Origin of the sequence: Cysteiniphilum litorale (assembly GCF_003428165.1) — a bacterium.
In the GTDB taxonomy this organism is placed as follows: domain Bacteria; phylum Pseudomonadota; class Gammaproteobacteria; order Francisellales; family Francisellaceae; genus Caedibacter; species Caedibacter litoralis.
This window is the reverse complement of sequence record NZ_QLIQ01000038.1, coordinates 1-21,249: the sequence shown is the minus strand read 5'-3', so window position 1 is coordinate 21,249 and position 21,249 is coordinate 1. Positions and strand designations below refer to the sequence as shown.

Sequence of the window (21,249 nt, the reverse complement as noted above, 5' to 3'; positions counted from 1 at the left end):
ATATGCTAAATAATACAAAGGGGAAATTTAAGAACGTTGGCATCAAAGGATTACGTAAGAAAGCAGCCTGGGGAAATCAGACTTTAAGCACTATTTTGACTCAAGGTTTTTAGATGGGACAGCCGTGGCATCGTTATCTATCTGAGAAACAACTGCTAATAAAATACTTCTCAGCTATCTCTGAAAATGCTTCAATAGGCTCTTGATATCCAAGATAACAAAGGATGGCATAGATGCCTATCGAGCAACCAATAGATCAATATTATGTTATAGGTAATCCTGTTAAACATAGTTTATCACCCCAGATCCATAAAGATTTTGCAGCTAAAACAGGGCAGATTATGCATTATGAGGCACTGGAGATTTGTCCTGATAATCTAGAGCAAACCTTGAATGTGCTGCGTCTTGATCAAGCTGTCAAAGGCTTAAGCGTTACCTTGCCATTTAAAGAAGAACTATATCGTTATTGCGATAAACTAGATGATCTAGCACAAGAAGCACAAGCGGTTAGCAATGTGATTATCAATAGCAAGCGTGAATTTATCGGTTTAAACCTTGATGGTTTGGGACTTGTGAATGATATTAAAAATAATTTAAATATCAGCCTGAAGAATAAACGAGTTTTAATCTTGGGTGCCGGCGGCGCTGCTAAAGGAATTTTAGGTGCTATAGTGCGTGAAAATCCAGAAAGTATCACAATTGCTAATCGCACCAAAGAAAAAGCGTATAACCTAGTAGCACGCTCAACAAACAGTGTGGTCAAATTAAATGCCTGTGCTTTAAATGAAATTGCAGGTGTATTTGATATTGTAATCAATGCAACTTCAGCGAGCGTTGCCAAGGAAAATCTACCATTAAAACTTAATAACTTTGCAAGTGGTGCATTGGCGTATGACTTGATGTATGCACCAAATGGCACGGTTTTTACTACATGGTGTCAATCACACAATATTCAGGCGATAGATGGCAAGGGGATGTTATTGGAGTTAAGTAAGATCGCTTTTCAGCACTGGCGTGGCGTGGAAATTAAGTAAATTTAATCCATTGCTTTCACATTGCTAAATTCAATCAACATTTGATTGCCTTGTGACTCATTAACAAATATACGTGAAGCATATTTTGTACCCGTCATTTCAATGCTTTGGATGGCTTTATCAAGAGGAGCGCCTAATGGTTTAAGTGCAATATGCCAAGTATCACTGTTTTGCATAAAATAAATTTTAAAATACTGCTTTAAAGCATCAGTATTACCTTTAAATATCGATAAGAATACGGTCGTAAATGAAAAGACGATCGGTTGCTCTTTTTTGGTGATAACAACGGCTGTTTTACCTTCGATGGATTGTTTGATACTATCTTCAGTGACAATCAAAGTTGATTGGAAAGGTTCTTCTTGCAGCCATTTTAAACCTTGAGTTTTTGATAACTCAAAGCGACCACTGGATTTAAGTGGTTTGGATAGCAGCTTCATAAAGCGGGTTTGTGTGAAGTTGCCTGTGACATGGCTGATTTGTGCTTGCTCTTTTTGAACTTCAATAAATGCCTGTTCATTTTTTGCAGATAGTGGATGGTCAAATATATTATCTGTTGAGGCTTGCGCCAAGTTCAATAGTATAAATGCCACCAAAAAAGCAGCGCTTAAGTGTTTAAAGAAAGAGTTAATCATGATGAAAGCCTTCTATTTTTTGGATAAGAATTTTGGGTGATATAAATTGTAATTCGTGATTGTGCAAAGTCACCGCAAGTTGGGTTGTTTGCCCTTTACTTAATTTTTGTCCGGTCGCTTTATCAAAGATCTGATAGCTTATTTTCAGGCGGTTTTGATATTCGATCACTTGGCTGTATACCTCGATAATCTGTCCAAAACTCGCAGGTTTGATGTATTTAATCTGCAAATCAACCACTGGCCACATATAGCCACTTTGCGCCATAGCGTGGTAGTTATAACCGATTTTATCTAAAAGCTCACAACGCGCGACTTCAAAGTACTTGACATAATGACCATGCCAAGCGATTTGCAAACTATCAACATCAAAAAATGGTATTACAATATCGGTGATATGAGTGATTGGTTTATCCGTCATTAGACTGCCAAAAATCAAAAAAATTAAACCATTGTGTTGGGTATTTTAGGCAATACTCAGCAAGGAAGTCACTATATTGTTGCACATAATCAGCCAAATGCTCATGACGTTCGTTGCGTGGCAAGTTAATAGACTCTGCAAAAGGTTTGAAAACCACATCAAACTGTTTACCTTTTTTAAGGCATAGCATCATGTAAACAGGTGCTTTGAGTAAGTGTGCCAATAAAAATCCGCCCTGCGGAAAATAAGCTTCTTTCCCTAGAAATTCAGCTTTTATCGTACGTTGGTTATTGGTAACTGGTGTGCGATCACACGCAATAATAATAATTTCTCCTTGGTCTATTTTATGTTGCAATTGCATTGCTAAAGTCATATCAAAGTGACTAACAGAGATTAGGCTTAATTGCGAGTTGGGATTGATTTGCGATAAGGTGTCATTGAATTTTTGTGCATGTTGATTAAACACCAAGGCATTGATTCGGCTATTAGGGTATGAGTTAGAGATTGCACGCATTATCTCAATTGTGCCAAGGTGTGCAGTAAAGATAATAGTGCCATTTTTCTGATCAATGCGTTCAATTAACTCATGGCGATTCGTAAAATTTAAGTTTTCACGTGTAATTTGCCCATTCCAAACGGCAATTTTATCCACCAAACTCTTGCCAAAGTTAATAAAAATAGGCAATGGTTTGACGTGTATATGATGGTTTTGCTGTTGTGCATAAGCATGCAGGTTTTGACAATAAATACGAATTGCTTGGCGTGTCTTACGGCTAAATAGATAGAAATAGCCTATGACCGGATACGTCAAAAGATAGGCTAAGTGTCGACCTAAAAGCTTTACTGTCCATAATGTCAGCTTAAGCCCAATAATACTGCCTTTTTCACGATGCTTTGACCAGTGAGTTTGTTTTAATTTCGCTTTGTCTGAATCATGCATGTTTTTTTATTTTGCACTTTTTACGTTTTCTATATTTAAAATAATGTCGTGGCATATGGTAAAACATACCAAAAAAAAGTCGAGTGTGTAGCCAAGAAATACGTAAATTATCGCGCCATAAACGAAAGTGTGAGCGCCCACCAACAGGGTAAATCACCTTGGTTGGAATATAATTAATATCAACGCCTTGCCAATACGCTTTAATCAGAATCTCAATATCAAAATCCATACGCATGCCACGAATTTTTGACAGGATAGGTTGAAGTGCTTGCAGTGGATAAACTCTAAAGCCACACATGCTTTCAGTGAGTGATTTACTCCATGTCTCAATGGCAACCCAGAAATTGGTAATCTTACGCCCATGTAAGCGTGATTTAGGAATGCTTTGATCATAAATAGGCATGCCTGAAATCAGACAATCAGGCATATCATAAGCCATTTGCAAGAACTTAGAAATATCCGCTAAGTCGTGCTGATTATCCGCATCAACTTGCAAAGCATGTGTGTAGCCATTTGCTAATAACCACTCAAATCCAGCTAAAATAGCAGCACCTTTGCCACCATTTTGCGGGAGTGAGATGCTTTTAACCCAATCAAACTGTGCAATGATATCAGCAATAAAAGACTTTGTTTCGTCGTCACTACCATCATCAACAATCAGGCAAGTTAAACCATAAGATTGTAATGCTGAAACAACCTGCTCTAAAGTATCACCATGGTTATAAACAGGAATTAAAAAGGCAGGTTTCATAGTTTGATCTTACCGTTTGAGTAAGTAGCATTGTTTTTATCAATATAGCGAAATGTCAAAAGGTTTGGCTTTTTGCTAATGCATAATTTTAATGTAGACTCAGGTAAAATCACTCGACTAAATTTAAGTTGTGGAATATTAGCAATGGTTTTTTTGTCAACTTCTAGAAAGCGAGCAGCAAAAGCAATGACAAAGTCAGTCTGTGCAATGCCAGGCAAAATAGGTGTATTTTCAAAATGCCCTTTAAAAAAGATCAGATCACGATGAAAATAAATATCCAGTTCAAGCTGTGCTTCATCCTCATTTTGTGTAATGCTTTGATGAATGATTTGTGGCAGGCGGGTATGATCGTTAATCATTGATATCACTTATTGTATTTATGCTATGAATAGCATCACAAAATGCTTTGATTTTTTGGCGGCATTTTATCCCTTTTTGTGATTCAACGCCACCGCTAACATCAACTGCATAGGGCTTAACCATTGTAATTGCCGATTGCACATTCTCCGCAGTGAGCCCACCTGCAAGAACGATTTTCTGGCGCATATCACTTGGAATGATTGACCAGTCAAAGGTTTGTCCTGAGCCGCCATAAAGTTTTGGGTCATAGCTATCAACCAATAAACCTCGTGCTTTGGGGTACGCGTTTTGTGCATTGATTAGTGTGCTAGAATCTTTGGCGCGGATTGCGCGAATATAAGGAAAATTGAATCGCTCACATTCTGAGGTAGTTTCATCACCATGAAATTGGATAAGGCTGATATTCGCATCAATACCTGCTTGAATCGTTTGTTGTGGCGCATTGACAAAAAGCCCACAGCAGCTAACAAAAGGTGGTAATTGATTGATGATCTTTTTTGCTTTAAGAGTATCAATAAATCGCGGGGATTTATTATAAAACACAAATCCTAGTGCATCAGCTCCACAGTCAATAGCATACAAGGCGTCATCAAGGTTGGTAATGCCGCAAATCTTAATTCGGGTTTTAGGCATATTGGATTATGCCATAAAGTTGATTAATGCTGCGGCAACCATTGACGCGGTTGCAACAGTGACACCCGTGGTTGCCAGAAGTCCATCGATTTTAGTTAGGTGAAATTTCTTGCGATCTTCAACCTCTGGATCTTTTTCACTTGTGGCTTCTTCGGTAAGGATTGAGATATATTGAGGAAATAGTGGCTCATCGCCAAACTCGCCAGCTTCAAACCCTTCAGCCCAGTAGTTGTGTTCAACAGTTTTCTCTGGAAATGGATTTAACTCATCAGATTGATTTTGTTGGCCATGGGCATAGCCGGACATCCATACTTTTTCCAGCTCGTCTAGTTTGTCGACTTGAGCGGAAAGAATAAGTTTTAATCTAGAATCAATTTCATTGGTTTGCATAACAGCTCCATGTTGTTCATTATTTACTGTAAGCGTGCCTAAAAGTTTAAATATAATCAAGTGTAAAGTTGGGAAAGGCAATAAACACTGTGAAATGGTTTGTGATGGGTATATAGTATCTTGCGTTTTAAATGATAGTTATTGATAGGATAAACATGCATAAAAATGACCTCGAAAAGCTGGTTTTTTTATTAAAAGCGCAAAAAGTTTTAGCCTTGCCAACAGAGTCTGTATACGGCTTAAGCACCATCCTTGAGTCAGATGCAGTGGCAAAGATTGTGGCGTTGAAAAAACGCAGTGCCAACAAAGGATTTATTGTGCTTTCAAGTAATATTGAGCATTTGCTACGAGTTATTGATCAAACACACTTAACCGATAATCATCTTGCTAAATTACAAACACATTATAATAGAGCAACGACGTGGGTGGCGCCTGTTAAACCAGAGTTTCGCTGGTTGACAGGTCCTTTTGAAAGCATTGCCGTGCGCTTGACCACACACCCTTTGTTGAGCGAATTAACCAATATGCTTGATCAAGCCATTGTTTCAACCAGTGCCAATATCTCCAATATGCCTGCGGCAACATCGGCGCATGAGGTGTATGATTATTTCGGTGAAAAGGTTGATTACATTTATCCACAAGCTGATTTTGTCGCAACCAAGCCATCGAGATTAATTGATTTATTAACAGGAAGGATATTGCGAGAATAAGCAAATATCATAAAGTGAAGCATGAGCATTACCTCTCCCCCTGAGGGATTGCTCGTGCAGTTTATACTGTACGGGTGAGGGGGAATTGAAACTCAACTTTTTATTTAATTCGTATAGAGTTTCCGCTTATACGATCAATAAAAAATCCTTAATATCAAAGGATCAAACCTTCTGCTAGATTAAATGTATTCACAATACATCTGGATTAGCTAGAATGAAAAAACATCTCAAAAAACATAAAGCCTTTTATGTTGCGGCAACGATTGTCGTTGCCTATTTTGTGATTCATTACTTGATTGTGTTTATCTTGATGGAGCATACCATTGCGCATAATGTCGATGTGAAAGCACAGTGGCTGCAAAAGTATGCCGAAATTAAACTTCAGCAATAAAAGCTTTGTCGCTGCTAACTCCATAGGCTAAACTAACTTTTATGCATGATGAGTAATTTTTTGTCCAAAGAAAATAATATATGCCAATGAAACTAACATGGAGGCAGCGTTTAAGCTGCTTAATAAAAGGTAAGCTTGAAAATATCGAAGCTAAGCCTGTGGCTGATGCTCAGCAGGACATAGGATGCGCTGATGAAGATGCAGAAAGTACAGAATCTGCCAAACAGCTATTGTCTATTTTGCAAAAAAAAGGGCGCTTATTAGACTTTCTTGCGCAAAACCTTGATCACTATGACAATGAGCAAGTGGCAACTGTGGCACGTGTTGTTCATGATCAGTGCAAAAAGGCGCTTGAGTCATACTGTACTTTGGTGCCGGTTTATCATGATCAGGAAAATCACGAGGTTATACTTGAAGCAAATTATGATAAGTATAGTGTTGAGCTCACGGGGAATGTTGTGCACAGTACGCGCTTTAAGGGTAAGTTAATCCACCAAGGTTGGAAAGTAGAGAAAATGCATTTACCCAAAGTAGCCAAAGAAGCAAATCTAGATATATTACAGCCAGCAGAAGTAGAGGTGTTATAAATGTCGCATCATGCAAAATATTTGATTGGAATTGATTTAGGTACAACAAATTGTGCAGTTACCTATAAGAAAATAGCAGATGATGCCGTGATTAGTACGTTAGCTATTCCACAGTTTATGGCGAAGAATCAGTATGAATCCAAAACTTTAATGCCATCGTTTTTATATTTACCGAGCGCGTTGGAGCTAAGTCTAGATGATATTGCTTTGCCGTGGCAAAGTGAGACCACGATTTTGGTTGGAGAATATGCTAAAACAAAGGCGCAGACGACACCAAACAGGGTGATATCAAGTGTAAAGAGTTGGCTGTGCCAAGCCACGATTGATAAGCGTAAAGCGTTATTACCATATCAAGCAGCTGAGGGTGTTGAACGCATATCGCCACTTGAGGCGTATACTCATTACTTTGAGCACATTAAAAAGACATGGAATAGCACTTTTCCAGATGCGCCATTGTTTCAACAAAAGATTATTATTACCATTCCTGCATCCTTTGAGCCTGCAGCGCGCGATTTGACAGCTGAAGCGGCACGTTTGTGTGACTTTGAAGAGGTAACTTTATTGGAAGAACCGCAAGCATCATTATATGGTTGGATTCATGATCATGAAAAATGGCGTGACCAGCTAACGGCTGATGATGTGATTCTGGTTATAGATGTTGGCGGTGGCACGACGGATTTTTCATTGATAAAGGTCGAGGATGAAGAGGGAACTCTTGCATTAAGGCGTATCGCTGTTGGTGATCATATCTTAATTGGCGGCGATAATATCGATCTGATGTTGGCACATACCGTGCAGCAAAGGCTGTTAGATGGTGGTCAACGCCTAGAGCCATGGCAGATGCAGGCATTAGTGCATAGTTGCAGAAATGCCAAAGAGAAACTATTAAGTGATCAAAACTTAAATGAAATTGCCGTATCGATTCCTGGACGTTCATCGAATATCTTTGCTAATGCGGTATCAGAAACCTTGACGAAAAAAGATGTTGAAAAAATCATGCTACAAGGCTTTTTCCCTGAGGTTGCTATTGAGGATCATCCACATAATGCGCCACGCACGGGGTTGAGTCGTTTCGCTTTAAGCTACACGCAAGAAGCTGCAATTACCAAGCATCTTGCGTTGTTCTTAAGCAAGCAAGCGAAGGCGGATGAAAAATTCATCACGCCGACGGCGGTGCTATTTAATGGTGGAGTGTTTAAACCACAAGTTTTGCGACGTCAATTAATGCAGATTATTAATAAATGGCTAGTCAAAGAAGGGCACCCCGAAGCGTGCGAACTTGAGCATGCAGCTTACGATACTTCAGTTGCTATTGGTGCTAGTGTGTTTGCCGATGCCTTACAAGGCAATGGTATTCGCATTAAAGGGGGCGCGTCGCATTCATTCTATATCGGGATCGAGTCACCAATGCCAGCTATTCCAGGCTTTCAACCACAGATCGAAGCACTTTGTATTGCTGTGCAAGGCATGGAAGCAGAAGAAGAGCTTATATATGAAGCGGAGACGTTCTCATTGGTTGTCGGTGAACCTGTTGAGTTTAGATTCTTTGCGGCAAACCATCGTGCTGATGATTGTTTGGGCGATATCTTTACCGACTGGGAGCAGGCAGGATTGATTGAGCTATCACCACTGCGCTTGACCTTGTCTGCAGATAACTATACCAATGGCACTTCAGTGCCTGTGCATATTAGTGCGATGCATACTGAGATTGGCACTCTGGAGCTCACTGCCAAGGCTTTGGAAAATAATGATCAATGGAAGATCGCATTTGAAACGATTCGATAATTTCTACTTTAAGGCTTTTAAAAATAGATAAAGTAGCTTAAGATGCCGGCTCTTATGGTTTGAATGTAATAAAAATCCCCTATGAAATATCAAAAAATAACCTTGAGTCTGGCAGGTTTAACTTCACTTTTTGCCGCAGGCATCAACTATGCAAATGATGCTAAAACTGTTGAAGATGCTGATAATCAAACAACAACAGTTGTGAGTAATACGCAAAGCGATAGTGCTACTGAGAAAACAGCAGCAACTCATGCTGTTACACCTATCAATGACAAGGCAGATAAAGCAGAAATGCAGTCAAAATCTACGAAAGCTGAAAAAGATAATAAAACTAAGAAGTCAGATGGCAGTGATCAGACAATCTATAATCAATATTATAACTTCCTACAATTTAACTTAATGCGTAGTGAGAACGCTCGCCTGCCATATCACGCAGCAGATACAACCTATCTTGAGATGGAGTTTGGTGGCCGCTCTGGTTTTGTTGATTTGTATGGTTATTTAGATGTATTTGATATTTTTAACCAACGCTCAGATGATCGTCATGATGGCGATAATATGTTTTTTAAGATCCAACCAAGATTTTCAATCAATGATATCTTGCACAAGGATCTAAGCATTGGTCCCATTAAAGAGTGGTATGTCTCAACTTTAGCAGAAGTTGGTGATAGACAGCTTTTCAATGTTTATATTGGACCTGGAGTTGACGTTGAAGTGCCATGGCTTGGTAAGGTTGGCGTTAACCTGTATGCGCGTTATGTGCGTGAAAACTATGGTGCGCCAAATGAAAATACATGGGATGGTTATAAGTTAGCAACCAACTGGTTTAAGCCATTTTATACTTTTGGCAATGGCTCATTCTTATCGTATCAAGGCTATTTTGATTACACTTTTGGAATGGATAAATATGATGCAACGCGTTCAAGCTACTCGATAGAGTGGTTTAATGGTCTATATTGGCACAGCAAGCGATTTGCTGTGGGTTATGGCTTGAAATATTTCGGTAATATGACGGGTATTAAAGATGGCAGCCCAATAAACGGTGGTGGCGTGCAAAATACTACAGGTTGGGGACAGTATTTTGATATTAGCTATGTTTTTGCATAGAGATTTGCATATTTTATTTTGTGATTGAAAAAAGAGCATAAGATGATATTATTGTCGGCGTTTTAAATGCAATGGAGTTACTATGAAGCTAAAAACAATTATGATCGCATTATCCTCTGCCCCTGTTTTACTATTTGCAAATATTGAGGGGCAACCACAAAACACACACAATGTTCCTAGTGGTTTCTTTATGAGTGCAGCAGGTGGTGCCGCGCAAACTCAGTCATATTATGAAGATTCATGGATGACGATTTGGGGAAACACTAGCCAAAGCATTACCTTTCCGACACAAAATAAAGGAGCAGCAAGTGTTTCTATGGGCTACCAATGGGGATTTGGTCAAAGTAATACTTGGAAAAACATTTATACTGGTGTCAGTCTTAATTACTATTATTTTGGTAAGGCGATTGATCCAAATGCGAGTAATTATAGTAATGGTCAGGTTGTTAAAACTGAGTATACCCAACTCAATGGTGGTACCGTTGAAGGATTTGTTGGTATGTATTTATCTTCACCGTTAAGTGCTGAGCTTGGTTTAGGTGGCGGTGCTGCAGCGGATGGGCAAGGAGCGCTTGGTATATTTAAGTTTAAACTTGCTTATGATATTACACCTGGATTTAGTGTTTTCGCGCAATATATTAGTGCAGGCTTTACCACTTTTGGCTTTGTTCCATTTGGTTTTGCAAATGCAGTTGTTAATTCGGGTATTAGCGTTGATTCAGAGCAAGTAGGTATTCGTTACGTATTTTAATGTGTGATTTGAATGTTATTTCAAATCATTTATTGGCTTAATATCTGTAAAATTACTAAATTGTTATAAATATTATTTTCCTTAATTTTTCCTTAATTTTTGTGTATAAAAATGCCCTTTACTTGATTGAGAGTATACGCGGGGGTGTGCTAAGCCTGATATGCTCGGTGTGCAAGGCGGTTATGGTAAAGTGGCGGATATTGCGCGCACTGATCTTGATAATGCCAGTAATGGCAATGTTTTTGGTGGCGCCATTATCGGATTTGATTTTGCTTTGAGTCATATGATCTCGTTTGGTGTTGAATCTGGTTATGACTATGGTTATCACATCATCAAAGACAATAGTTCAAACCTAAATTACCAGATGATCCCTGTGTTAGGTACGTTGAAATTCACCTTGCCATTTGGTTTACAACTCTTTGGTAAGGGAGGTATGGCTTATGTCACAGAACGATTAAATATTGGTGATACAGGATTCTCGGCAACTGCCAATGCATGGAAACCAATGGCAGCGGCAGGTGCTGCATATACTTATAAAAACTGGACAGTGTTTGCCCAGTATCAATATGTGTTTGGCGATAGTGAAGTTAATAACAAAGATCAAGTCAGCAAATTTAATGCTTTAACCGCGGGTGTGACTTATACCTTTCCGTTAGCGTTTTAAACCAAATTGCTGCTGTGAGTAATTGGCTAACTCATAAGCATTATCCCCTGTAACTTCAGAGGAGTTGTAAGCAGGTTGGTTAATCGCCCAGAACATGCTGCCGCCATATGGTATGGTGGCAATATAATCAATGACTGATTTGTCTACCGTCATGCCTTCCCAGACACCGCCTGCGGCTTGCCCACCAGGTTCAAAACCCATCACGATTTTAGACGGGTCAACATGTTGGGCAAAAGTGTCAAATACATGTTTGTAGACTTCCATTGCCCATGTTTGACCATTTGGCATATCATTTGGACCGACGTCATATGCCATAATATTGACCCAATCGACAACAGCATTAAGTGAGCTACCATTTGCTTTTAACCAGTTGTTAATCGCTAAACCTTCGCCATCAGAGGCGAAGTGTGAGAAGCCATAGTCGCTGGCGTTTTCCATAAAGGCATTAAAGCGGGTAGTGTAACCAATTTGTTTATCCTGCATACCTGCTTTATCAAGCGCTTGTCTAAGTTTTAATAAAGTTTCAGCAAGTGTCTTAAGTTGCTGCTCAGTGATCGCTTGATCTTGACTTAAGTGCTCCCAGTCGAAATCAACGCCATCTCCAGAGAGCTTGAGTAATTCAACGACTTTGTTGACAAAGGTGTCAATTTGCTCAGGTTTAATCGTTTTTGTTAGATCTGACCAACCACCAATTGCCCAGATAAATTTACCATTATTGTTATGCACGGCTGTGATTAAGGCATCCACTTTGAGCTTTTGCCAATTATATGGATTTTGCCACGCAGGGTCAGTGGTTGTCATAACATCAATTACATTAGCTTGCGTCATTGATTCATAGATGGCTTGCCCATCCCAGTAAGCAGCTTGTGGGTTCTCTGGGTTTGGCGATTTAGCAAGGGTTAAGAATGAATAAAGGACATGTGTGTATGGCTTGATATCATTACTGTAATAAGCTGGATCAGATGTGTTTGTAGAACCCTGTGGACGCAGCGCCCCTTTCCAGTTTTCCCAATATCCAGTAATAAACTGCTTAGTTGTTGGGATAGGTGATTTGTTAAATGCCAATGCCACATCTGTGGTTTTATTTTCGCTAATTGCAATCGTTTGCGGGTTATCAAGGCTATAGCGATAACCATCTACGGTAAAGGTATTAGCCGTTACATTATAGGATTGATTGGCTGCTAAGCTGATCGTTGTATCTTTAGGTATTTCTAGATCATGCGTTTCTTTATCGTCACCCGTGAAATAGACTGTCGCACTATGACCATCAAGTCCTGTGGCACTAACTTTAGCCGTTCCAGTAGGAATTTTTACTTCTGTATAGGACATCTGAATGGTTTTCTGTCCTTGGTTCATATTGATATCGGCCTCGGATTTGCCATCAAAGGTAAAACTATATTTAAACAATGAGCCAGTCATTGGATCAGCACTTAATACATAATCTATATTTTTATCTAAAACAAAAGTTGATTTGCCATTCCAGCTAATTTCTTGATGTGAAATATTTTGCGTTTGTTTGTTTAAAAGATTCAGTGTAACACTATCATGTGTGACATCAGTCGGTTGTGCTCGATGCAATGTGACAATAAGCTCAGCGCTTTGATTTTTATAAGACACTTGCGCACTTGCTTGTGGTTGCTCTTTTGATAAGCTCACAAGGCTAGGGATCATCGTGATCTCTAGTATTTTGCCATCAACAACAGCTGATGCGCTTAAGCTATATTCGCCATAAGGGATATCTTTGACAGTAGCGGTTGTCGCAAAGTCGATGGTTGTTATGTAGCCAGTGTCTTTACCGGTAATAGTGATTTTGGTATTGGCAGGCAATGGGTCAGAGCCCTCGGCAATGCTAAAATGCATCTGACCTTTTTGCTCAATCGGTGTGTCACCATGTGGATAAAAGGCAGATGAAATAATATTTTCACCTTTGACAGGATTGCTGCTCCAAATTAATTGAGCATTGACAGGCATTATTGTCTTTGGTTGCCACCATTGATTACCTTCTTGGAATTGATCAAATTTAAAGGTGGTTACTTTATTATCACCAAGTTGTGTCACAGTGTTGGTGGTGGCAGGCCAAGCGATATCAAATGTAGGCGATAAGATATAGGCGCTAGCATAAGAAGTATTACCAATGATTTTAAGCTCAGCATCTCTTAGATCAATATCTTTATTACAGTGGTTAGTCAGCGTCAAACTCGTTGCTTTCCATGGATCGGGCCATTGAGTGCCTGCATTAAATTCAACCTGCATACAGCTAAGGGGCTCAGGGGCTGATAGTGCAAATGCTGAGCTACTTAAAAGGGTTGTTAATATCGCGCTTGAGATGATTTTCCTTGATAGTGTCATAATGTTTCTCCTTATTTCTGCTGATATAAAATACGCTGCCTTATTAGGTGTTTGGCAGAGTTTAAATAAGTGCGTCATTGCAAAATGCTAGATTATTATATAAGCGGCTTGCTGGGCTGTTTAGTGTACTAAGTCTATATTTTGTGTGCGTATGTTGATCTTTTTTATTGAGATAATGACTATGTATTGATCGTAATAAATATGCAAAATTGACTGTGTTGAATAATGTTTCAAGATGAATTGTATATTCATCGTAAAATGGTTTGTGATGGGTATATGCTAAGAAATACTGCCACATGCCAATGTGCTCAGATATACTGGTTGGCGTAAATATCATAAGGATAGATTTATGCAAATATATGATGTCGTTGTTGTGGGTGGTGGTGTTGCAGGTCTTGCTGCAGCAAATAACCTCATGCTAAATGGTTTTGATGTATTGGTGCTTGAAGCACGTGATCGTGTTGGTGGGCGCGTGCATAGCCAGTGCTTTGCTGGAGAGACGGTTGATCTTGGCGCCTCTTGGATTCATGGCGTACAAGAGAACCCGATTACACGCTTGGCTAAAAAGCATAATATCAGTACGTGGCGCTCACAAATGAGTGGACCGTCGCCTGATAATATTTTGCATCGCGAGATGTATGATCAGGAGTTTAATTTATTAAGTCATGAGCAAAAGCTTAAAATTGCTAATTGGATGGCAGATTTTCTTGATTATCTTGAAGGTGTGCAAATCGATGAGGAAAGCCACCTAAGATCTATTGCGGATATCAAGCAGCAGTTTATTGTCGACAATCAAATTGCCAAAGAAGATGCGCTTTATATTGACTATATTGCTGATACGTTGTTTTTGTATGAATATGCTATTGAGGCTAAATCACTTTCAGCGGAAAGTCATCATGCAGATATTGATTTTGCAGGGAGTGATTTATTGTTTCCTCAAGGCTATGCACAAATCACTAATTTACTTGCTAAGCATTTAGATATTCGCCTAAGTGATCCGGTGCAAAACATCGACTATAGTGGCGATTTGGTGCAAATTGCCACAGAAAAAAATCAATATCAAGCGAACTACGTATTAGTTACCGTGCCGCTAGGCGTGCTAAAACATGCAGATATTGGTTTTAATCCCTATTTGCCACAATCTAAGCGTAAATCCATTCAGCAACTTGAAATGGGTGTGTTAAATAAAATCTATCTAGAGTTTGAGGAAGTTTTTTGGGATAAAGAGGCTCAAAGTATTGCCTGCTTATCGTTAGAGCATCGAATTGCACGCGAGATGATGAATTTTTACCCCTTAACTAAAAAGCCGATTTTAATGGCTTTTACTGCGGGTGTTGTTGGAAAACAGCTTGAGCAATTAAGTGATCGCGAACTGCTTGCATTGATTATTGACTCGCTCAAACATATGTATGGCGAAAATCTACCCAAGCTTAAAAGTTATTGCATTACTCGTTGGGCAAATGATGAATATAGCTACGGCTCTTATTCTTATTTGCCGGTTGGCGTTAAAGCAAAACGTCGACAAAGATTAGGTAAACCGGTTGATAATAAGCTGTTCTTTGCTGGTGAGGCAACCTCATTTTATTTCCCATCAACGGTGCATGGCGCCTTTTTAAGTGGTGTGCGTTCAGCATATCAGATTCTGCAAATCGATTTATTAACCGAAGATGTGCGTAAACGTACAGCCATTGTTGAGGATCCTTATTTATAGTAGTAAGTAGTAGCAAGCTCCCTGAGCGTTAGTCGAAGGGAGTTGTCTAATAGCATAATGAAAGATGGCTTCGACTATGCTCAGCCAACGTTTATTTTAAGCTAAATACCTAAGCAATGGTGTATTGGGAATCATGGATATTCGGGTCGAGCCCGAATATGACGACTTGCAGTCATTCTCGGACTTGATCCGAGAATCCAAAAAAATACCTGATAATATTTGCATAGCTACTTATATTTACAGCAATATAAAGTGAGTAAAAAATGAGAGAGATTACAATATTAGCGAATGATTTGGTGCGCTTGGAGCCATTATCTCTTGCGCATTTAGACGGTTTAGAGCAGGCGACTCAAGATGGCAATTTATGGGAGCTGTGGTTTACGATCGTACCTACGCCTGAAGATATGAAGAAAGATATTGAGCGCAGATTAAAGCTATATCAACAAGGCAGCATGCTGCCCTATACGGTCATTTGTCAGAAAAGTGGCAAAATCCTGGGTGTGACCAGTTATATGAACATTGATCATGAGCAAAATCGCTTAGAAATTGGTAGCACATGGTATGCCAAGTCTGTGCACGGTACGGCAATTAATGTTGCGTGTAAGCTACTGCTTTTGGAGCACGCGTTTGAGGTGTTTAAGTGTATCGCTGTTGAATTTAGGACGCATCATCTGAATTTTGCATCAAGACGTGCCATAGAGTCTATTGGCGCCAAATTGGATGGCATTTTACGCAACCATCGCAAGATGCATAATGGTACACTGCGTGATACGTGTGTTTATAGTATTATCGATTCTGAATGGAACGCTATCAAAGCGCATTTGAGTTATAAGTTAATGGCAAAGCAGCAAAAATAATGATTATTAACTGAAGTCACGCATTTAGAAAAACTATGATTTTATAAACACCCCGTCAGCCTACGGCTGCCACCCCTCTTGCAAAGAGGGGAATTGGGCGATGGTGATTTTAATTCCCCTCTTTGCAAGAGGGGTGCTGAGCTTGTGAGGTGGGGTGTTGAACAAAAGTGAATAATTTCAGTAAGTCATGTGAATGTTGGAGTGATAGTGAATGAACGTAAAAAGTTTAGAAGTGTTTAAAACATTGGCAGAAACGCTTAGTTTCAGTAAAACCGCAGAGCGCTGTTATTTAAGCCCTTCAGCGGTGACAAGAGTCATTCAAAAGCTTGAAGAAAGTTATGAGGCGACGTTTTTTGAACGCAATAACCGTAATGTTTCACTAACGGATGCAGGTCAATATATGTATTACTTTAGCCTTAAAGTACTTGATGCAAATGATGAGTTATTTGCGTTACTGCATCCAGATGAGGATAATTTGCGCGGTGATATTCGCCTATTTTGTACGGTGACGGCGTCATATGTGATTTTGCCACGGATTATTGAGGCACTTAACATGCGCTATCCTAATGTTCAGTTGCAGTTAGAAACAGGGTCAATGCAAAATGCGCTTAATTTGGTTGCTAGTAACCAAATGGATGCGGGTATTTCATTTATTGATGAACATAAGCTTGATGATAATCTCCGTGCCCATCCTGTGCTTATTACCAGTATGGTTTTAGTCGTGTCAAAAGAAAGTGATGTGCAGTCGATTGATCAAGCCTTAGCACAATACCCTTTTATTATGCCCATTCAGTTTTTAAACGATAACACGATAGATAAATGGCTAATAGGGCAAAAACAATCACCGCGAATATATGGCGAGGTCGATGGTAATGAAGCGATTTTATCACTTGTTGCATCGGGTGTTGGCGTATCTGTATTACCGAGAGTTGTCGTTGAACATAATCATTTGGCAAGCAAAATCAAAATGCTGAGTATTGCTGATATAACAGCAGTAACGGTAGGTATTGTGATGCGTAAACAATCACTAAAATCACCGGTTAAGCATAAATTTTGGCAGTTATGTCAGAGTTTGGAAATATTGGATTGTCGTTGATTAAATAATGAAGAGGTACACCACAAAGAACGAGAAATTCAATAACAGAAATGCTGTAAAATGATTCACAGGCGGTATATACTCAAAAACGAAAATCAGGATCTGGAAGGGTTTGTAAACAAAATGATTACACTAGATTGTTTGAATAACATGCTTGACGATAGCAAGGTCAAGATTCGTCAGGCAGCAGAGAAGTTTAACCTTACGGTGGATGATGAGCAGATCAATCGTTTGATTGATTATTTATCATTGCTTAAAAAGTGGAACAAAACCTATAACATGACGGCAATTACCCAGTGGGATGATATGCTGGTAAAGCACGTCTTTGATAGTATGTCGGTGGTTTCTTTTATTAAAGGCAAACATGTTGTTGATGTAGGTAGTGGCGGTGGTTTGCCAGGCATTGTTTTGGCGATTTTATTACCTGAAGTTCACTTTGTGCTTATTGATAGCGTTGGCAAAAAAGTGCGTTTTTTAAGTCATGTTAAGAAAGTGCTCGATTTGGATAATGTCACTGCGGTGAATATTCGCATTGAGGATTATGAGCCATCAACCTTGTTTGATACGGTGATCTCACGTGCCTTTAGCTCAATTGCTGATTTTGAGCGTTTATGTCGCCATTTATTGGCAAGTGACGGGCAAATGATTGCGATGAAAGGGGCTGAAGTTGAGCAAGAGACTTTAGATGTATTACCTCTTAAATATGAGATATTTGAAGTCGATGTGCCGCTGTTAGATGCTACGCGTCACGTGATTCGGATGTATAAGGCATGAGTAAAATTACAGGGCTCATATTTTGTGCGTTTCTGGCTATTATTGCTTATGTCGTGGCGTTTCTACCCTTTGCCCCTTTTACGATTTATCATCAAAACTTAGAAGTTCATCCATTAGAGCCGATGGTGCTGTCGATTATTATTGGCATTATCTGTGGCAATCTATTCTTTCGTCATAAAGCAGCAGCTCATCAGCAGGAAAACTTGCAAGGTGTGATCAGCTCAGCGCGCTTGTGGCAGAAACTCACTCCAGGTGCCAATTTTGCGGCAAAATCGCTATTGCCTTTAGGTATCGTACTAATGGGGGTGAAGTTTGATTTACTTTCAGTGCTTAAAGTCTCAGGGCAAGCATTATTGATTAATCTTATTTGTTTATTAATTGCTTATATTGTCACACTGTGGCTATGTAAGCGCTTAGGTGTTGATGAGAAAATGTCGGCACTTATCACCATTGGCACGGCAATATGCGGAGGCTCAGCAATTGTCGCCGCCGCTCCCGTTGTCAAAGCCAATCAAACGCAAGTAGCAATTGCGATGACGATCGTGTCATTATATGGCTTGATTGCCATTTTTGTCTTGCCGTTACTAGGACATGCCTTGGGCTTGGATGAGTTTCAATTTGGCGTATGGGCTGGGACATCGATTCAAGCAGTGCCACAAGTGGTGGCAGCAGGCTTTGCTTTTGGTGCAATCGCTGGACAAACAGCAACGATTGTTAAGATGGTCAGAATTTTGCTTCTTGCACCGATGGTGATGCTAATCGGCATTAAACACCATAAAGCCAATAAAACGGATAAAGAAGCACAAAAAAAAGTCGCGTGGCATCAGTATTTCCCTAAGTTTATTTTATATTTTTTGGCAATGGTTATTCTCAATACATTGGATTTTTTTGGCTTTTTAGATCGATTAGCAGGTTTGCCAATAAGACATTATATTGCCGAAATTTCTGCTTTTTGTATGGCGATGGCGATGGTTGGGGTTGGTTTAAATATCGACTTAGTTGTCTTGCTTAAATCAGGAGGCAAACCATTATTAGCCGGTGGTTTAGCGATGATTATCCTGCTTGTCATATCACTGGGCTTGATTGTTATGCTGTGACCAGTTTTCAGTTAAATTTCGTATGAGTTCTTTAATTGGCATCGGTCGATAGAAATAATAACCTTGGATGCACTCACAGCCTAGCTCAATCAGTTTGTCCACTTGTGCTTTGGTTTCAGCGCCCTCAGCAATCAGATTGATATTGAGCTCATTGGCTAATAGCGCGATGGCTTTAACCGCACCAATGACGGGCTGATTGTGTGGTTGATCAAGGCGTTGTGTGAAACTTTTGTCAATCTTGATGGTATTAAAACTGTAATTAATAAAGCGATTAAGTGATGAATATTGTGTGCCAAAGTCATCCATGGATAACCCGATATTATGCATTTTTAATTGTGCAAACATTTGACTTATATTAAGTGAATTACCTTCCAAATGCTGCATGAGCTGAGACTCGGTAATTTCAAATTCAATATTTAACCACTTCGGAATTGGGTGCTGTTTGATCTGCTCAATTAATGATTGCATATGTGCTGGAAAATCATATACCACAGGGGAAATATTAAGACTGAGTTTAAAACTTCTGGCAGGTGTTAAATCTAACAGGCAGAAATAGCATAATACTTCATTAACGACATAGTAGTTGAGCTTATCGGCAAGTCCCATGCGCTCAACAATTGGAATAAAAATATCCGGACGAATATTGCCAAGCTCAGGGTGATTTAAACGCATCAGGCTCTCGCAGCCAATGATTGTGCCGTTATGTCCATCAACTAGTGGCTGAAAATGAAAGTAGAAAGATCTCTGAGCAAGTGCTTCATACATATAGTTTTCAAGGGTTTGTTCCGTATGATAGAAGTTATCGATGGTTTCATCATAGACAACGCAGTCTTGCTTGTGGCTCTTGGCATAAAATAACGCCAAATCAGCGCGCCGTAAATTTAAAGTGTAATCTAGCTGTGGTGTAAATTGTGCTATTCCTAGCGTTGTGGTAATGCTTAGTGTTTTATAGTCTAAGTTATAGTTTTGTTGCATTTTCTCTTGTAGATGCGAGCCAAATGCTTGTATATCCTCGCTCACAGGGAGTGTTACAAGGATGCTGAATTCATTGCCGCCAGTGCGTGCAGCAATACTGTTTTTGGGTAAAACTTCAGTTAAACGCTGTGAAAAAGCAATCAATAGCTTGTCACCTGTGTCATGTGAATAAGTATCATTGATACGAGAGAATTGGCGAATATCGATCATTACAATATAATGATGGTGTTTAGTAACGGGGAGCAGTTTCTTCACAATATTCAAAAAAGCTCGGCGATTATACAGATCAGTCAGACTGTCAGTCATCGCGAGTTTTTCCAAAAGTACCGCCTTTTTGCTAAGTAATGCATTGCGATCATTGAGATGTCGTAATAAGCGCGAAGTTAAACGACGCATGGAGATAATCACAAAGCTGATAAACAATAAACTAAATATCATTAAACCAATCAGCAATAACCAAGAGTAAATAGAGCCTATGTAGGTTGTCGATTGATTGTTACTGGCATGCCAAATAAGGACATGCAGACAGGTAATAATTGCAACCATAATAAGTATTATACTTGAGAAGATCAGTGCAGACTTCTCGCTGTAAAAACTCAAGGCATAAACAATAGCAAGACCGTAGATAATACTAACGGGTGATAGTAAGCCATAAAATAAATAATCATTGATAATTGCAATAACCGCAACAAGCAAAATAATATGGGATTTAAGCTGATTGCTTAGCTTGGCGCGATAAAGCATCAAAACAACCAAGGCTAAAGCTAGAAGCAAGTCCAAAGTGTATTTCAGTGACCAACCACTATCAAACGCGCGAAATATCGACAGTGTACTTAATAAAATCGATGAAATGGCAATCAAGATAAGCATGGCATTAATCAGACGAGTATGTGCCTTTAAGGTGATGGCTTCCTCAAGTGTGCTTTTAGACTGAATAATATGCTTTGCCATAGATTATCCTTATCATCTTCCATGGAAACTTAAGTTGAGTATAGAGCAATAATCGCTTAAATCAGCAATTGACGCTCAAAGTTCAATAAAAAAATAGGATAAGACTAAATATTCACCCAGAATTGCCCACCGTACCCTGAGAGTAAGTCGAAGGGTAATATCGGGTCAGTGGGGCGGTTAGCCCCGACTGCCCACAGAACCGTGCGTACGGATCCGTACACGGCTCCTCATGTTAAAGATACCAGTATGCTAAGGTAAACCAGTGTTCTCGGTTGTCTTTTGATTT

22 protein-coding genes are annotated in these 21,249 nt (G+C 39.4%); 13 read left to right on the top strand and 9 right to left on the bottom strand.

The genetic code is table 11. The annotated features are described in order from the left end of the window. Nucleotides 1-233 precede the first annotated feature (233 nt). The gene (aroE, locus tag DNJ75_RS12265; protein WP_117003747.1) at nt 234-1,034 is read left to right on the top strand and encodes a shikimate dehydrogenase; all 801 of its coding nucleotides are present in this window, start codon (nt 234-236) and stop codon (nt 1,032-1,034) included. Nucleotides 1,035-1,036: 2 nt separating this feature from the next. Here the strand turns inward: aroE and DNJ75_RS12260 are convergent, their stop codons facing one another. Genes DNJ75_RS12260 through DNJ75_RS12230 form a run of 7 tightly spaced genes read right to left on the bottom strand, consistent with a single transcriptional unit; the run spans nt 1,037 to nt 5,158 of the window. Continuing rightward, the gene (locus DNJ75_RS12260; protein WP_117003746.1) at nt 1,037-1,666 is read right to left on the bottom strand and encodes a LolA family protein; all 630 of its coding nucleotides are present in this window, start codon (nt 1,664-1,666) and stop codon (nt 1,037-1,039) included. Continuing rightward, on the bottom strand, nt 1,659-2,084 hold the full coding sequence (locus DNJ75_RS12255) for an acyl-CoA thioesterase (protein ID WP_117003745.1): 426 nt from the start codon (nt 2,082-2,084) through the stop codon (nt 1,659-1,661). The genes DNJ75_RS12260 and DNJ75_RS12255 overlap by 8 nt, the downstream gene beginning before the upstream one ends. Beyond that, nucleotides 2,074-3,024 carry an LpxL/LpxP family acyltransferase gene (locus DNJ75_RS12250; RefSeq protein ID WP_117003744.1) on the bottom strand — a complete coding sequence of 317 codons (951 nt, stop codon included), beginning with the start codon at nt 3,022-3,024 and terminating at the stop codon, nt 2,074-2,076. Before DNJ75_RS12250 ends, DNJ75_RS12255 begins: the two co-directional genes overlap by 11 nt. Beyond that, on the bottom strand, nt 3,017-3,775 hold the full coding sequence (locus DNJ75_RS12245) for a glycosyltransferase family 2 protein (RefSeq protein WP_117003743.1): 759 nt from the start codon (nt 3,773-3,775) through the stop codon (nt 3,017-3,019). Before DNJ75_RS12245 ends, DNJ75_RS12250 begins: the two co-directional genes overlap by 8 nt. Continuing rightward, nucleotides 3,772-4,134, bottom strand: coding sequence for an ApeI family dehydratase (locus tag DNJ75_RS12240; protein ID WP_117003742.1), 363 nt, complete (start codon nt 4,132-4,134; stop codon nt 3,772-3,774). The genes DNJ75_RS12245 and DNJ75_RS12240 overlap by 4 nt, the downstream gene beginning before the upstream one ends. Next, on the bottom strand, nt 4,127-4,768 hold the full coding sequence (locus DNJ75_RS12235; protein ID WP_117003741.1) for a phosphoribosylanthranilate isomerase: 642 nt from the start codon (nt 4,766-4,768) through the stop codon (nt 4,127-4,129). The genes DNJ75_RS12240 and DNJ75_RS12235 overlap by 8 nt, the downstream gene beginning before the upstream one ends. 6 nt (nt 4,769-4,774) lie before the next feature. Further along, nucleotides 4,775-5,158 (bottom strand): hypothetical protein, encoded by a 384-nt coding sequence (locus tag DNJ75_RS12230; RefSeq protein WP_117003740.1) that lies wholly within the window; start codon nt 5,156-5,158, stop codon nt 4,775-4,777. Between the two features lie 155 nt (nt 5,159-5,313). Here DNJ75_RS12230 and DNJ75_RS12225 point away from each other — a divergent pair, with 155 nt between their 5' ends. The 7 genes from DNJ75_RS12225 to DNJ75_RS12200 all read left to right on the top strand — a co-directional run bounded on the left by DNJ75_RS12225 (nt 5,314) and on the right by DNJ75_RS12200 (nt 11,153). After that, the gene (locus tag DNJ75_RS12225) at nt 5,314-5,868 is read left to right on the top strand and encodes an L-threonylcarbamoyladenylate synthase (protein WP_157968327.1); all 555 of its coding nucleotides are present in this window, start codon (nt 5,314-5,316) and stop codon (nt 5,866-5,868) included. A gap of 214 nt (nt 5,869-6,082) precedes the next feature. Further along, a complete protein-coding gene (locus DNJ75_RS15405) occupies nt 6,083-6,259 on the top strand; it encodes a hypothetical protein (RefSeq protein ID WP_157968326.1) in 177 nt (58 codons plus the stop codon). An 80-nt stretch (nt 6,260-6,339) separates the two neighbouring features. Then, on the top strand, nt 6,340-6,846 hold the full coding sequence (locus DNJ75_RS12220) for a DUF2760 domain-containing protein (protein WP_117003738.1): 507 nt from the start codon (nt 6,340-6,342) through the stop codon (nt 6,844-6,846). Next, nucleotides 6,847-8,631, top strand: coding sequence for an Hsp70 family protein (locus tag DNJ75_RS12215; RefSeq protein ID WP_117003737.1), 1,785 nt, complete (start codon nt 6,847-6,849; stop codon nt 8,629-8,631). It begins immediately after the preceding gene. 81 nt (nt 8,632-8,712) lie between these two features. Continuing rightward, nucleotides 8,713-9,738, top strand: coding sequence for a nucleoside-specific channel-forming Tsx family protein (locus DNJ75_RS12210; RefSeq protein WP_206609107.1), 1,026 nt, complete (start codon nt 8,713-8,715; stop codon nt 9,736-9,738). 82 nt (nt 9,739-9,820) lie between these two features. Next, a complete protein-coding gene (locus DNJ75_RS12205) occupies nt 9,821-10,489 on the top strand; it encodes a hypothetical protein (protein ID WP_117003736.1) in 669 nt (222 codons plus the stop codon). Nucleotides 10,490-10,649: 160 nt separating this feature from the next. Further along, nucleotides 10,650-11,153: an outer membrane protein gene (locus DNJ75_RS12200; protein ID WP_117003735.1), complete on the top strand. Its 504-nt coding sequence runs from the start codon at nt 10,650-10,652 to the stop codon at nt 11,151-11,153. Here DNJ75_RS12200 and DNJ75_RS12195 read toward each other — a convergent pair. Then, on the bottom strand, nt 11,142-13,502 hold the full coding sequence (locus tag DNJ75_RS12195; protein ID WP_117003734.1) for a glycoside hydrolase family 18 protein: 2,361 nt from the start codon (nt 13,500-13,502) through the stop codon (nt 11,142-11,144). The two genes, DNJ75_RS12200 and DNJ75_RS12195, sit on opposite strands and share 12 nt — an antisense overlap. A 349-nt stretch (nt 13,503-13,851) precedes the next feature. Between DNJ75_RS12195 and DNJ75_RS12190 the strand changes: the two genes are divergently transcribed. From DNJ75_RS12190 to DNJ75_RS12170, 5 genes are all read left to right on the top strand, one after another. Then, the gene (locus DNJ75_RS12190; protein ID WP_117003733.1) at nt 13,852-15,213 is read left to right on the top strand and encodes a flavin monoamine oxidase family protein; all 1,362 of its coding nucleotides are present in this window, start codon (nt 13,852-13,854) and stop codon (nt 15,211-15,213) included. 263 nt (nt 15,214-15,476) lie between these two features. Next, a complete protein-coding gene (locus tag DNJ75_RS12185; RefSeq protein WP_117003732.1) occupies nt 15,477-16,070 on the top strand; it encodes a GNAT family N-acetyltransferase in 594 nt (197 codons plus the stop codon). A gap of 211 nt (nt 16,071-16,281) precedes the next feature. After that, nucleotides 16,282-17,166: a LysR substrate-binding domain-containing protein gene (locus tag DNJ75_RS12180; protein ID WP_117003731.1), complete on the top strand. Its 885-nt coding sequence runs from the start codon at nt 16,282-16,284 to the stop codon at nt 17,164-17,166. A 123-nt stretch (nt 17,167-17,289) separates the two neighbouring features. Continuing rightward, complete coding sequence (gene rsmG, locus DNJ75_RS12175; protein WP_224742313.1) at nt 17,290-17,940, top strand: 16S rRNA (guanine(527)-N(7))-methyltransferase RsmG; 651 nt, start codon at nt 17,290-17,292, stop codon at nt 17,938-17,940. Next, entirely contained in the window at nt 17,937-19,037 is a 1,101-nt protein-coding gene (locus DNJ75_RS12170; RefSeq protein WP_117003730.1) for a YeiH family protein, read from the top strand. Before rsmG ends, DNJ75_RS12170 begins: the two co-directional genes overlap by 4 nt. Here the strand turns inward: DNJ75_RS12170 and DNJ75_RS12165 are convergent. Further along, nucleotides 19,011-20,963: a putative bifunctional diguanylate cyclase/phosphodiesterase gene (locus DNJ75_RS12165; RefSeq protein ID WP_117003729.1), complete on the bottom strand. Its 1,953-nt coding sequence runs from the start codon at nt 20,961-20,963 to the stop codon at nt 19,011-19,013. The genes DNJ75_RS12170 and DNJ75_RS12165 overlap by 27 nt on opposite strands. Between the last annotated feature and the right edge of the window lie 286 nt (nt 20,964-21,249).